This is a genomic window from Streptomyces sp. NPDC006140 (assembly GCF_040628815.1).
Lineage (GTDB): Bacteria > Actinomycetota > Actinomycetes > Streptomycetales > Streptomycetaceae > Streptomyces.
The window spans coordinates 398,434-411,453 of record NZ_JBEXTS010000002.1 but is presented as its reverse complement, the minus strand read 5'-3'; the positions used below and the strand labels follow the sequence as shown (position 1 = coordinate 411,453).

General features: G+C 73.5%; 11 protein-coding genes. 7 read left to right on the top strand and 4 right to left on the bottom strand.

The features are described from left to right. The first annotated feature begins 11 nt into the window (after nt 1–11). The gene (locus ABZ386_RS07080) at nt 12–1,031 is read left to right on the top strand and encodes a LacI family DNA-binding transcriptional regulator (RefSeq protein WP_356614955.1); all 1,020 of its coding nucleotides are present in this window, start codon (nt 12–14) and stop codon (nt 1,029–1,031) included. On the opposite strand, the gene ABZ386_RS07075 is transcribed toward ABZ386_RS07080, so the two are convergent. Then, nucleotides 1,028–1,705, bottom strand: coding sequence for a uracil-DNA glycosylase (locus ABZ386_RS07075; RefSeq protein ID WP_351336795.1), 678 nt, complete (start codon nt 1,703–1,705; stop codon nt 1,028–1,030). The two genes, ABZ386_RS07080 and ABZ386_RS07075, sit on opposite strands and share 4 nt — an antisense overlap. A 167-nt stretch (nt 1,706–1,872) precedes the next feature. On the opposite strand from ABZ386_RS07075, the gene ABZ386_RS07070 reads away from it, so the two are divergent. Next, complete coding sequence (locus ABZ386_RS07070) at nt 1,873–2,859, top strand: BadF/BadG/BcrA/BcrD ATPase family protein (protein WP_351337154.1); 987 nt, start codon at nt 1,873–1,875, stop codon at nt 2,857–2,859. A gap of 110 nt (nt 2,860–2,969) precedes the next feature. Continuing rightward, entirely contained in the window at nt 2,970–3,893 is a 924-nt protein-coding gene (locus ABZ386_RS07065; RefSeq protein ID WP_351336798.1) for a hypothetical protein, read from the top strand. Nucleotides 3,894–4,025: 132 nt separating this feature from the next. Here ABZ386_RS07065 and ABZ386_RS07060 read toward each other — a convergent pair whose 3' ends face one another. Continuing rightward, nucleotides 4,026–5,054: a lactonase family protein gene (locus tag ABZ386_RS07060; protein WP_358964033.1), complete on the bottom strand. Its 1,029-nt coding sequence runs from the start codon at nt 5,052–5,054 to the stop codon at nt 4,026–4,028. 302 nt (nt 5,055–5,356) lie between these two features. After that, nucleotides 5,357–6,847: an FUSC family protein gene (locus ABZ386_RS07055; RefSeq protein ID WP_358964030.1), complete on the bottom strand. Its 1,491-nt coding sequence runs from the start codon at nt 6,845–6,847 to the stop codon at nt 5,357–5,359. Nucleotides 6,848–7,044: 197 nt separating this feature from the next. On the opposite strand from ABZ386_RS07055, the gene ABZ386_RS07050 reads away from it, so the two are divergent. The 4 genes from ABZ386_RS07050 (at nt 7,045) to ABZ386_RS07035 (ending at nt 12,085) form a co-directional block, all read left to right on the top strand. Next, nucleotides 7,045–7,521 carry an Lrp/AsnC family transcriptional regulator gene (locus ABZ386_RS07050; protein WP_351336806.1) on the top strand — a complete coding sequence of 159 codons (477 nt, stop codon included), beginning with the start codon at nt 7,045–7,047 and terminating at the stop codon, nt 7,519–7,521. A 20-nt stretch (nt 7,522–7,541) separates the two neighbouring features. Next, a complete protein-coding gene (locus ABZ386_RS07045; protein WP_358964027.1) occupies nt 7,542–8,237 on the top strand; it encodes an HAD family phosphatase in 696 nt (231 codons plus the stop codon). Between the two features lie 120 nt (nt 8,238–8,357). Continuing rightward, nucleotides 8,358–11,183 (top strand): beta-L-arabinofuranosidase domain-containing protein, encoded by a 2,826-nt coding sequence (locus ABZ386_RS07040; protein ID WP_358964024.1) that lies wholly within the window; start codon nt 8,358–8,360, stop codon nt 11,181–11,183. Nucleotides 11,184–11,320: 137 nt separating this feature from the next. Further along, nucleotides 11,321–12,085, top strand: a complete 765-nt coding sequence (locus ABZ386_RS07035) for a DUF4142 domain-containing protein (protein ID WP_114250541.1) — start codon at nt 11,321–11,323, stop codon at nt 12,083–12,085. A 109-nt stretch (nt 12,086–12,194) separates the two neighbouring features. On the opposite strand, the gene ABZ386_RS07030 is transcribed toward ABZ386_RS07035, so the two are convergent. Then, nucleotides 12,195–12,965, bottom strand: coding sequence for a LysR family transcriptional regulator substrate-binding protein (locus tag ABZ386_RS07030; protein WP_358964021.1), 771 nt, complete (start codon nt 12,963–12,965; stop codon nt 12,195–12,197). Nucleotides 12,966–13,020: the final 55 nt, after the last annotated feature.

Sequence of the window (13,020 nt, the reverse complement as noted above, 5' to 3'; positions counted from 1 at the left end):
GGACAGTCGGCATGGTGGTTCGCCTCAAGGACGTCGCCGAGCACGCGGGCGTCTCCATCAAGACGGTTTCCAACGTCGTACGGGGCGAGGCGCACGTGTCGGAGGCCACGCGCGAGCGGGTGCTCCGGTCCATCTCCGAACTCGGCTACCGGCCCCATGCCTCGGCCCGCCACCTCAGGACAGGCCGGAGCGGCATCCTGGCCCTGGCGGTGCCGGACCTGGCGGCTCCCTACTTCGCCGAGCTGGCCGCGGCCGTGATCGCCGCGGCCAAGGGCATGTCGTACACGGTGCTGATCGAGGAGACGGGCGGGGATCCCGAGGAGGAGCTGCGGATCGCGTGCGGTCTGGGGTCCTCGCTCATCGACGGTGTGCTGCTCAGCCCGCTCCGCCTCGACCAGGAGGCCCTGGCCTCCCGTCCGCGCCGGGTGCCGCTGGTGCTGCTCGGTGAGCGGGACTACGAGCTTCCGGTCGACCACGTGCTGATCGACAATGTCGCCGCGGCCCGGGAGGTCACCGCCCACCTGCTCTCCCTCGGCCACACCCGGGTGGCGGCGATCGGCGCCCAGCGCGGCGCCGCCTCCGCCACCGCCCAGCAGCGCGTGCGGGGTTACCAGGAGGCGCTGTACCGCGCCGGCGTCCCGTACGACCCCGCCCTGACATGCGAGGTCTCGGCCTACCGCCTGGCCGACGGCGTCCGGGCCATGCGGTCGCTGCTGGACCTGCCCGAACCACCGGAAGCGGTGTTCTGCTTCAACGACCTGCTGGCGGCCGGGGCCGTACGGGCGGCGGCCGACCGTGGCCTCGGTGTGCCGCGGGACGTGGCGATCGCCGGGTTCGACGATGTCGAGCTCTCGCAGTTCTCGGTGCCCTCCCTGACGACCGTGGCACCCGACAAGGCGGAACTCGCCCGGCTGGCCGTCACCGCACTGCTGCGACGGATAGCGGAGGACAACGCCGAGGAGCCTCCCGCCGTGCTGTACGCGGGGCACCGGCTCGTCGTCCGCGAGAGCAGCGGCGCGGCGACGTCCTAGGGCAGTCGCCAGTCCACCGGTTGGCCGCCCTGCTGGATCAGCAGCTCGTTGGCCCGGCTGAACGGACGTGAGCCGAAGAAGCCCCGGTCCGCCGACATCGGCGAGGGGTGGGCGGACTCGATCGCCGGGAGATCCCCCAGCAGCGGTCGCAGATTGCGCGCGTCCCGCCCCCACAGGATGGACACCAGCGGCTTGCCCCGCGCGGCCAGCGCCCGGATCGCCTGCTCGGTGACCTCTTCCCAGCCCTTGCCGCGGTGCGCGCCGGGACTGCGCGGGGCTGTGGTGAGCGCCCGGTTGAGCAGGAGGACGCCCTGCCGGGTCCACGGCGTCAGGTCTCCGTTGGACGGCCTGGGCAGCCCCAGGTCGGCGTGCAGCTCGCGGAAGATGTTCTGCAGGCTGCCCGGCAGCGAACGCACTTCGGGCGCCACCGCGAAGCTCAGGCCGATGGCCATGCCGGGTGTCGGATAGGGATCCTGTCCGACGATCAGGACCCGGACGTCGTCGAAGGGTTGCTGGAAGGCGCGCAGGACGTTCGCCCCGGCCGGGAGGTAGGTGCGGCCCGCGGCTATCTCGGCCCGTAGGAAGTCCCCCATGGCGGCGATGCGTTCGGCCGCGGGTTCCAGGGCCTTCGCCCAGCCTGCTTCGACAAGTTCGTGCAACGGTCGTGGTGCCACGACGCGTCACTCTACTGGCAGATCCGCAGGCCCCGGCATCGGACGCCGTCCCCGCCCGCACGGGCGGTCCCCGGCGCTACTCTTCCTCCCCGTCGAGGACTTCGAGACGGCCGGGCGGACCGCACGGCCGGGTCACCGGAGAGGAGGGGAGCGTGCCGCGTCCCGTGATGACCCCCGCGTCGGACGGCTCCGGCTTCCTCGCCGTGGACTCCGGCGGGTCCGGACTCCGGGCTGTCGTGGGCACCGCCGAGCGCGGTCCGCTGGCCCGGGCGGTGTCCGGGGAGCCGGTCCGCACGGGTGAGCGGGGCATCGACCCCGGCCATTTCCTGGCGCGCCTGCTGCCGTTGGTGCGCGCGTCGGCCGCCGAGGCCGGGCCGGTGCCATTGACCGCCGCCGTCGTCGGCGCGGCCGGGCTCGCCTCCCTGGGGGACGCGCTGCGCGCCGAACTGCCGGGTGCCCTGGCCCGGGAGCTGGGGGTGCGCAGGGTCGCGCTCGCCGCCGACGCGGTGACCGCGTACGTGGGTGCCCTCGGGCCCCGGCCGGGGGCGGTGATCGCCGGCGGTACGGGCCTGATCGCGATCGGCACGGACCTGACCGGCTGGCGCCGCGCGGACGGCTGGGGGCATCTGCTCGGCGACTGCGGGGGCGGGGCCTGGATCGGCCGGGCAGGTCTGGAAGCCGCTCTGCGGGCGTATGACGGGCGCGAGGGCGGCTCGGCCCGGCTGCTGGCGTGCGCCGAGGAGGTGTTCGGTCCCGTGGCGGGGCTGCCGGGCGCGTTGTATCCACGGCCGGACCGGCCCGCCGTGCTCGCCTCGTTCGCGCCCCGGGTGGCCGCCTGCGCGGACGGTGACCCCGTCGCCGCGGGGATCCTGCGCGCCGCCGCCCGGCACCTGGCCGACTCCGCGGCGGCCGTGTGCCCCACAGCCGGTGAAGCCCGCGTCGCCGTCACCGGCGGCCTGTTCAAGCTGGGCGAGCCGCTCCTCGGGCCGCTGGACGAGGAGCTGGCGCAGCGGCTGCCGGAGGTGCGGCGGGTGCCGGCCGACGGCGATCCGCTGGACGGCGCGGTGCGGATGGCGGCGGAGCTGAGCGCCGGTGCGCTCACCCTGCCGGGTGATGCGGCAATGCTCTCCGTTACCACCCTGTCGGGTGATTGATCCGATCGCGTCCGATCCGTGCGTAACTCATCAGACAAAACCGGACGGATACCGCTCACCTGCCCCCTCCCCGAACAGGGGAGCCCAATAAGCCAGTAACATGCGGCGCCATGAGTTCCCCCACTGGGCCCGCGGATGGCCTGCCAGTACGAATGCCGCGCCCCCGCCAGCCCGGACGGCACCGCCGTCCCGAGCCGCTGGTTGCTCCCGAGGGCGCGCCCGCGCTCGTCCTCGCCGTGCCGGGGACGCCCAGTAGCGCCACGCGCAGCCTCGCCGAGGAGGTCGTGAGCATCGCCCGCTCCGAGCTGCCCGGCCTCGACGCCCGCATCGGGTACCTGGACGGGGACAACGCGGAGTTCCCCTCGCTGCAGGCCGTGCTCGTGCACGCCGCGGAGGAGCGCACGGCCCGTTTCGAGCAGGCCCGGGCCGCCGGCCTGGACGTCAAGGCACCGGAGGGCCCCGTCGCCGTCGTCGTGCCGCTGCTCGCCGGACCGGACAGCGCTCTGCTGCGCCAGGTCCGCCAGGCCCTCATGGAGAGCCGGGTCGCCGCCGAGCTGACCGACGTCCTCGGCCCGCACCCGCTGCTCGCCGAGGCGCTGCACGTGCGGCTCTCCGAGGCCGGTCTGGCCCGCGCGGACCGCGCCCGGCTGTTCACCGTGGCGACCGCCGCGGACGGCATCATCCTGGCCTCCGTGGGCGGTGACGAGGCCGTGCAGGCGGCCGGGATCACCGGCATGCTGCTCGCCGCGCGCCTCGCGGTGCCGGTGATGGCGGCGGCCCTGGACCAGGAGGGCTCCATCGCGTCCGTCGCCGAGCAGCTGCGGTCCTCGGGCTCGCAGCAGCTGGCCCTGGCGCCGTACCTGATCGGGCCCGAGATCGAGCCGGTGCTGGTCGAGGAGGCCGCGAAGGAGGCGGAGTGCTCCGCCGCGGAGTCACTCGGGGCGTACCCGGCGATCGGGAAGCTGGCCCTGGCCAAGTACACGACGGCGCTGGGGATCACGCCGCAGCAGCCGCAGGGGGCGCCGGTTCGCTGACGCCTGCCAGGAGGCCCGCTTCGTTTCGGAGCGGGCCTTCGCCGTTCGAGGCGGGGTCGGTGGCCGGGTGCGCGTCCGTTGCGGCTGGTCGCGCAGTTCCCCGCGCCCCTTCAGGCCCCTCCCCCCGGCCCGTCAGTCGAGGACCACACAGGATGCCGCCGGCACCCTGATCGAGCCGCCTCGCTCGGGGATTCCCGTGTGCGGGTCCGCGGCGAACCAGGTCACGTCGCCCGAGCGTTCGTTCGCGACGTAGAGGAAGCCTGCTGACGCCGTGAGCGCACGCGGCCAGTGGCCGCCGCAGGGCACCGTGGCGACCAGCCGCAGCCCCTCCCCCTCGACGGCGAGCACGGACAGGACGTCCTCACCGCGGGTGGCGGTCCACACGTGGCGCCCGTCGGGTGAGACGGCGATGCCGGACGGCCAGGCGTCGCCCGCCGGCGCGCCGGGCAGGACCGGGGTCTCGGTCAGCGGGGTCAGGACGCCGGCGGCCGCGTCCCAGCGGCAGACGGTGACGGACGGGCTGAGTTCGTTGACGACGTACGCGTGCCCGCCGTCCGGGTGGAAGGCCAGGTGACGCGGCCCCGAGCCGGGTCGCAGGGCGCTCTCGCGGTGCAGGGCGGGGGCACCGTCCGTCAGCGTGCACACCCGCACGGAGTCGGTGCCGAGGTCGACGCTGACGGCCCAGCGGCCGCTCGGGTCGGGCTGCACCTGATGGGCGTGCGGCCCTTGCTGGCGCGGGGTGTGCGGGCCCGCCCCGGTGTGCCGGAGCATCCCGGAGGCGGACCGTGCGAGGGTGCCGTCGGGGCGGACGGGGACGGCGGTGACGCTGCCGGAGCCGTAGTTGGCGGTGAGGAGATGCCCGTCGAAGAGGGCGAGGTGCGTCGGCCCGTTGCCGTCGACCGGCACGGGCGGCCCGGCCGGCTCGGGCCTGTCCCCGTCCACCCGGTACGCGGCGACGGCGCCCTCGGCCGTCTCGCTGACCGCGTACAGCGTGTCGCCGTCGGGCGAGAGGGCCAGGTAGGAGGGGTCGGGCAGGGAGTCGACGCTGCCGAGGACGGTCAGCGCGCCGCTGTGGGGGTCGGCTCGCGCCGTCACGATGCCGGGGCCGCCGGCCGCCGTGAACGACCCGATGAACGCCCGCCGCCTGCCGCTGTCCGCCACCGCTGTCCCCTCTCGTCCCCGGGCCGCCCGGAACGACCGCGCAGCCGATCATGCGCGGTCTAGACCAAGGGGTCAAGGAGTCGGGAGGGCGTGGCCCACACCGACGCCGGCGGACGCGCCCGACGACAGCCGCGCGGGATCGCCTCAGGCACCGGCCGGCGGAGAGCCCGAAGGAGCACGGAACGGCCGTCCGGTTCGCGGACGGGCCGGCCGCCTGGACCGCACCAAGCCCCCCGACGGAGAACCGGAAGCAGTACGCACCGGCCGACCGACTCGCGGCCAGGCCGGCCGCCTCGACCGCCTCACGCCCCCGCCAATGGAGAACCCGAAGGAGCGCGCAGTGGCCGGGCCAGTTCGGCCAGGGCCCGTTCCAGGCCGTGCAGGTGGGCCAGGACCGGCTCTGTCGTGGACGGTCCGTCCGGCTGGACCAGGACGTCCCCGCCCTGGGTGAGCGCCTCGACCGCGGCCTCCACCCGCCGGCAGGCCGTGGCGAGGCGGGCGTCGTGGGAGGCCTCGGGGTCGGCGGCGACGGCGACCAGGCCGCGGACCTCCCGGGCGCAGGCGTCGAGGAGGGCGAGCACGTGCCGGGCCCGCCGCTTGCGGCCCCGCATCGGGTTCAGCGGGTGCACCAGCGGGGCGACGGAGAGCCGCACCCGGGCGAGCAGCTGCTCCAGCTCGGCCACGCGCGGGGCCGGGTCGGCGTCCGCCGCGCCCGCCAGCCGCCGGGCGGTCTCGGCGGCGCAGGCGTGGACGCAGCGCAGGGCCCGCTGGATCCAGGCGTCGGTGACGCTGTGGGTCGTGACGGGCAGGACGAGGATCACGGCCAGCGCGGCGCCGAGCGCCCCGACGCCGGTCTCGGCGAGCCGCAGGGCGAGCAGTCCGGGGCCGAGCACGCCGAGGAGGCCGTAGAGCAGCCCGGCGAGCAGGGTGACCCAGAGCATCATCCAGGTGTAGGAGACGGCGGCCGTGTAGAAGATGCCGAAGACGCAGGCGGCGGCGAGTACGGCCGTGACGGTCGGGTCGCCGTGCACCGGCAGGGCGACGAGGAGGCCGAGGGCGATGCCGATGACCGTGCCGAGCAGCCGTCGGAAGCCGCGGACCAGGGTCTCGCCGCGCGAGGTGGTGTTGACGAAGATCCACCAGGTGGCGCCGACGGCCCAGTACCAGCGCTGTCCGGAGATCAGCTGTCCCACGACGAGGGCGAAACCGGCCCCGGCGGTCGCCTGGATCGCCTGGCGGGTGGTCACCCGGGCCAGGCCGGTGCCGCCCGGCGGGGCGGGCGCGGCGGGCGGGGGCAGGCGGCGCTCGTAGCACCACAGCCCGAAGCGCACCGCGGCGGCGGTGAGGACGGAGAGCAGGACCGCGGCGTACAGCTCGGGCAGCTGACCGGTGGTGGCGTGCAGGAACTGCGCCACGAAGAAGGTCATGAACGCGAACACGCCGAGGCTGTGGCCGCGCGGACCCCAGCGGCGCGCGTACACGCCCGCGCCGACCACGGCGAGGAAGGTGAGGTCCCGGGCCACCGGGTGGTCGTGCAGTCCGGCCGCGGCGGTGAGCACGGGCAGCCCGACGGCGGGCAGCAGCGCGGTGGTGACGGCCTGGCCGCGGACCGTGGCATCGGTGACGGTGAACAGGGCGAGCAGGGCGGCGAGACCGCCGGTGACGGCACCCGTGAGGGAGTGCCCGGCGAGGCCGCACACGGCGACCGCGAGCGAGATGCCGAGCACCGCGCGCGTGGCGAACCGCAACCGCGCCCGTCCCGGATCCGGAGCCCAGAACACCCTCTTCAGCACCGCTTACCGCCCCCTTCGCGCATGGACAGGAATGAGCATGGAAAAGGCGCCGCGGGGTCCGCAGCGCCATCGACGCGTCCATATCAGCATCCCGGACGCCACTGGCTCAACAGCCTCCTTTTAGACTGGGCCATTGGTACAGCGCGAGCGGCCGGGGCACGGCCGCGGCAGAGCCAACGGACGAGGAGGCCGGCGTCATGGCCGTGGACGAGCTCGACACCCGCATCCTGCGGCTGCTGCTGGAGCGGCCCCGCACGAGCGTGCGCGAGTACGCCCGGATCCTCGGGGTCGCCCGGGGCACGCTCCAGGCCCGGCTGGACCGTCTGGAGCGCGACGGCGTGATCACCGGCACGGGGCCGGCCCTCTCCCCCGCCGCGCTCGGGCATCCGGTGCTGGCGTTCGTGCACATCGAGGTCACCCAGGGCCATCTCGACGAGGTGGGCGACGCGCTGGCGGCGGTCCCGGAGATCGTCGAGGCGTTCTCCATCACGGGCGGCGGGGATCTGCTGGCCCGGGTCGTGGCGCGGGACAACGCGCACCTGGAGGACGTCGTCCAGAAACTGATCAGCATGCCCGGGGTGGTGCGCACCCGCACCGAGGTCGCCCTGCGCGAGCGCGTCCCGCACCGGCTGCTGCCGCTGGTGGAGTCGATCGGGCGGTCGGCCCGCAGATGATCTTTGAGAGCATGGGCGCCATGAGCAATCTCCATGGAGTATCGGTCATCTTCGATCTCGACGGAACGCTCGTGGACAGCGAGCCGAACTACTACGAGGCGGGCCGGCAGACCCTCGCCGAGCACGGCGTCCCCGGCTTCAGCTGGGCGGACCACGAGCGGTACGTCGGCATCAGCACGCAGGAGACCGTGGCCGACTGGAAGGAGCGGTACGGCCTGCGGGCCTCCGTGGAGGAGCTGTTCAGCGACAAGAACCGCCGCTATCTGGAGCTGGCCCGCACCTCCACGCGCGCGTACCCCGAGATGCGGGCGTTCGTCGAACTGCTGGCGGCCGAGGACGTCCCCATGGCCGTGGCCTCCGGGTCCTCCCCCGAGGCCATCGAGGCGGTCCTGTCCGGCACGGGCCTGGCCGCCCTCCTGCCGACCGTCGTCTCGGCCGACGAGGTCGCGCGCGGCAAGCCCGCCCCCGACGTCTTCCTGGAGGCGGCCCGCCGGCTCGGGTCGGACCCGGCCGACTGCGTGGTGCTGGAGGACGCCGCCCCGGGCGCCGCCGCCGCGCACGCGGCGGGGATGCGCTGCATCGCGATCCCGTACGTCCCGGCGCAGGCGGACGCACCGGAGTTCGCCACCGCCGGCCTGCTCCTGCGGGGCGGCCAGGAGGAGTTCACGGCACGGACGGCGTACGACTGGCTGGCACGCTCGGCCGGCCTTTCCTGAACTCGCCGCTCCCGACCCGTTGACGCTCTCCCGTCCCCTCCCTAGGGTCTGGTCGACCTCTCGCACAAGGTTCGATATTCCGAACTCTGGTGAGCACTGTGGACCCGTGGAGGACCATCCATGGCACGGCCCCTGTCCAGACGATCCCTTCTCCAGGCCGCGACCCTCGCCGCGGCCGTCCCCGCGCTCTCCCATACGGCGACGGGCCGGGCCGCGGCGGCCCCCGCGGCGGCGGCGCTCGCGGCGGCCGCCGCCCCGTCCGCCTGGACCGTACGGCCCTTCGGACTGGAGGAAGTGGCGCTCGGCCGGGGCGTCTTCGCGGACAAACGGCAGCTGATGCTGGATCACGCGCGGGGCTACGACGTGAACCGGCTGCTGCAGGTGTTCCGCGCCAACGCCGGTCTGGCCACGGGCGGCGCGGTCGCGCCCGGCGGCTGGGAGGGGCTGGACGGCGAGGCCAACGGCAATCTGCGCGGCCACTACACCGGCCACTTCCTGACCATGCTGGCGCAGGCGTACCGCAGCACCGGGGAGGGAATGTTCGCCGACCGGATCGGCACCATGGTGGGCGCGCTGACCGAGGTGCGCGCGGCGCTGCGGCGTGATCCGGCGGTGCTGAGCATCCCCGGGAAGTTCGGGACCGCCGCGGACCAGGTGCGTGGTTCCTACCAATACGTGGACCTTCCGGCGGCCGTGCTCGGCGGGGCCCCGGCGATCACCCTCTCCGTCTGGGTGCGGCCCACGCACGACGCGAACTGGGCCCGGGTCCTCGACTTCGGCGACGACACGAACCGGTACCTGTACCTGGCCGCCCGCAACCAGGCCGGAGTGCCGCGCTTCGCCATCACCACGTCGGGCGCCGGCGGCGAGCAGGCCATCGACGGCACGGCCCCGCTGCCGCTGAACCGGTGGAGCCACCTGGCGGTCACCCTCGCGGACGGCACCGGCACCCTCTACGTCAACGGCACCGCCGTCGGACGCAACACCGCGATGACACTCACCCCCTCGGCGCTCGGCACGCCGAAGAACAACTGGCTCGGCCGCTCCAACTACTCCGCCGACCCGGTCTTCGCGGGCGCCTACGAGGAGTTCAACGTCTTCTCGCGGGCACTGACCGCCGCCGAGATCACCGAGCTGCAGAGCCGCCCGGCCGTCGACGCCTCGACGGGCCGGGGCGACCTGGCGTCGTACGCCTTCGGCGAGACGTCGGGCGGGACCTTCGCGGACGCCTCCGGACGGGGCCTGACCGCCACCCTGCGCCGCACCTGGGGCGGGCCGAGCCACCCCGGGTTCCTCGCGGCGTACCCGGAGACGCAGTTCATCGACCTGGAGTCACGGACCACCTCCGACTACACCAAGGTGTGGGCTCCGTACTACACCGCGCACAAGATCCTGCGCGGTCTGCTCGACGCCTACACCGCCACGGACGACGACCGGGCCCTGGACCTCGCGTCCGGCATGTGCGACTGGATGTACTCCCGGCTGTCCAGGCTGCCGGAGTCCACGCTCCAGCGGATGTGGGGGATCTTCTCCAGCGGCGAGTTCGGCGGCATCGTCGAGGCGATCTGCGACCTGCACACGATCACCGGCAAGGCCGAACATCTCGCGCTGGCCAAGCTGTTCGACCTGGACCGGCTGATCGACGCGTGCGCCGCGGACACCGACATCCTCGACGGGCTGCACGCCAACCAGCACATCCCGATCTTCACCGGCTATGTGCGGCTGTACGACGAGACGGGCGAGGAGCGCTACCTCACGTCGGCGAAGAACTTCTGGGACATGGTCGTCCCGCACCGCATGTACGGCATCGGCGGCACCAGCACGCAGGAGTTCTGGAAGGCCCGGGACGTCATCGCGGGCACGATCAGCGCGACCACGGCCGAGACCTGCTGCGCGTACAACATGCTCAAGCTGAGCCGGACCCTGTTCTTCCACGAGCAGGACCCGAAGTACATGGACTACTACGAGCGGGCCCTGTACAACCAGGTCCTCGGCTCGAAGCAGGACAGGCCAGACGCGGAGAAGCCGCTCGTCACGTACTTCATCGGGCTGACGCCCGGTCATGTCCGTGACTACACGCCCAAGCAGGGCACGACCTGCTGCGAGGGCACCGGCATGGAGAGCGCCACGAAGTACCAGGACTCGGTGTACTTCGCGAAGTCCGACGGCAGCGCCCTGTACGTCAATCTGTACAGCCCGTCCACGCTGACCTGGGCGGAGAAGGGCGTCACGGTCACGCAGACCACCCGCTTCCCCGAGGAGCAGGGCAGCACCCTGACCTTCGGGGGCGGGCGGGCCTCGTTCACGCTGCGGCTGCGCGTGCCGTCGTGGGCGACGGGCGGGTTCCGGGTGACCGTCAACGGGCGTGCGGTGTCCGGGACTCCGAAGCCGGGGAGCTACTTCGACGTGTCCCGGACCTGGCGGGCCGGCGACACGCTCCGCATCGCCATGCCGTTCCGGACGCGGGTGGAGAAGGCCCTCGACGACCCGTCGCTGCAGACCCTGTTCCACGGCCCGGTCAACCTGGTGGCCCGCGATGCCGCCACGGAGTGGCTGAAGGTCGGGCTGTACGGCGACGCCGGTCTCTCCGGCGACCTGGCGCACTCCCTCACGCCGGTGCCGGGCAAGCCGCTGCACTTCACGCTGGACGGCCGGGAGTGGGCCCCCTTCTCCGAGGGGACGGAGGACCCGACGCACGCCTACTTCCGGCGCTCGGAGCCGAAGCTCGTGTTCGGCGGCCGGGACTCCGGCGTCGCCAACCCGGCGAAGGCCGACGGCACCACACTCCTGGACGAGGTGTGGGCCGGGGCACCGTTCCGGAACAAGGGGGCGCTGGTGGCCCGGGTCCGGTCGACGGTGGACGCGTGGGTGGCGGCCGGTCTGCTGAGCAGGACGGACGGCGACCGGGTGGTGAGCACGGCGGGCGCGGCCTCGTACCGGCCCTGAACCGCCCGTGCGCGGCGGGCCGTTCAGATGCTTGAACGGCCCGCGCGTCGTACGAAGTTTTTTGCGGCAGCGGTGATTGTTTCGCTCCCGGCATCCGTACTTCCTGGCGTTGGGCCGTTCATATCCCAGGAGGCACGATGCGCATCTCGCGCAGCACGGCAGGAACCGCGTTCGTGGGCGGTGCGATGATCCTCACGCTCACCGCACTCGCCTACCCCAGCATGCTGGGCGTGGAGAACGCGGCCTCCGGTCAGGACCGCATCATCGCCAACACCCAGTGGGGTCCGCTGACCGAGGCGGACCGCGACTTCGTGGTCCGCGTGCGCGCGGCCGGGCTGTGGGAGTACCCGCTGGGGCAGCTGATCCAGCAGCGGAGTTCGTCGCCGGAGATGCAGGAAGTCGCCAAGCATCTGCTCGTGGGTCACGGCCGGCTGGACGCGGGGTGCCGCAAGGTGTCCACGGACCTGGGAATCACGCTGCCGAACGAGCCGTCGCCGCAGCAGCAGCAGTTCGTGGCGACGGCGGAGGGCAGCTCCGGCAAGGAGTTCGAGTCCACGGCCGTGACCATCATGCGTGTCGCGCACGGGGGCATCTTCCCGACGATCGCCAAGATCCGGGCGACCACCCGCAACAGCCTCGTGCGGGAACTGGCCGACATGACGAACGACACCGTTCTCGACCACATCACGGTCCTGGAGAAGACCGGCCTGATCAACCAGGAGCAGGTGAGCTTCCAGATCACCGCCCCGCCCAAGCTGCCCCAGGAGCAGACGACACCGCCGCCTCCGCAGCAGGGTGCGCCGGTCCGCGTGCTGCCGGTCCCCGAGGATCTGAAGGACTTCCAGACGGTCGCCCCCAACCCGTCCTTCGGGGCGCCGCAGCCGTCGCCGTCGGCGGGGTGAGCGGGGCCGGACACCGCGCCCGGGCCGCAGGGGCCCGGGCACCGGAATGAAGGCTTGAGCGCCCCTGCCGGCAGGCGTGGACAGCGGCGAACACCGGCTCACGCGGAAGCTAGGACCGTCGGCGAGGCCTGCCCCGCTTGCTGCCGCCCTTCGCGGTACCGCCGTTGCCGCTTCCGCGGCGGTTGGCGCCCGGCCGCCCGGCCGCTGTCGGCTTCCGCCGGGCTCCCTGCTTCTCCGTACGCCCGGGCTGGTCCTGTGCCGCGGGCCGCGCGCGGCCCCGGGTGCTGTTGGCCGTGCGGCCGCGGACGATGCCGATGAAGTCCTCGACCTGGTCCGTCGTCGCCTCCTCGGGCCAGGCCAGGGCCACGCGCGACTCGGGAGCGTCCTTGAGCGGGCGGTGGGTGAGGTCCTTGCGGTGGTGGAGGCGGGCCAGCGACAGGGGGACGATCAGGACGCCGATGCCGGCCGCGACCAGTTCGACGGCGTCGGCGGTGGTGGCGGGGCGTTCGAAGGCGGGCCGTCCGGGAAGCGTCTCCCAGTCGAGGACGTCGTCGAGGGGGTGCAGCACGATGTCGTCGGCGAGGTCCTCGGGCGACACCTCGTCGACCGCCGTGACGAGGTGGTCCTTGGGCACCACGACGACGGTCTGCTCGGTGTAGAGGGGGATCGCGCTGAAGACCGTACGGTCCACGGGCACCCGCACGAGGCCCGCGTCGGCGTCCCCGCCCAGCAACCGCTCGGCCGCCGCCGCGGCGGGCACCTGCGTGAGGGTCAACGGGACGTCGGGATACCGCTCGCTCCAGACGCGCACCCACTTGTCGGGCATCACCCCGGGGACGTATACGAGCCGGAACGGGCGAGTTTCATCCGAGCCTGTCACCTGGCCAGGTTACCGGCCGTGGTCGGGGCTCGTGCACACGCTCGATAGGCTGGAC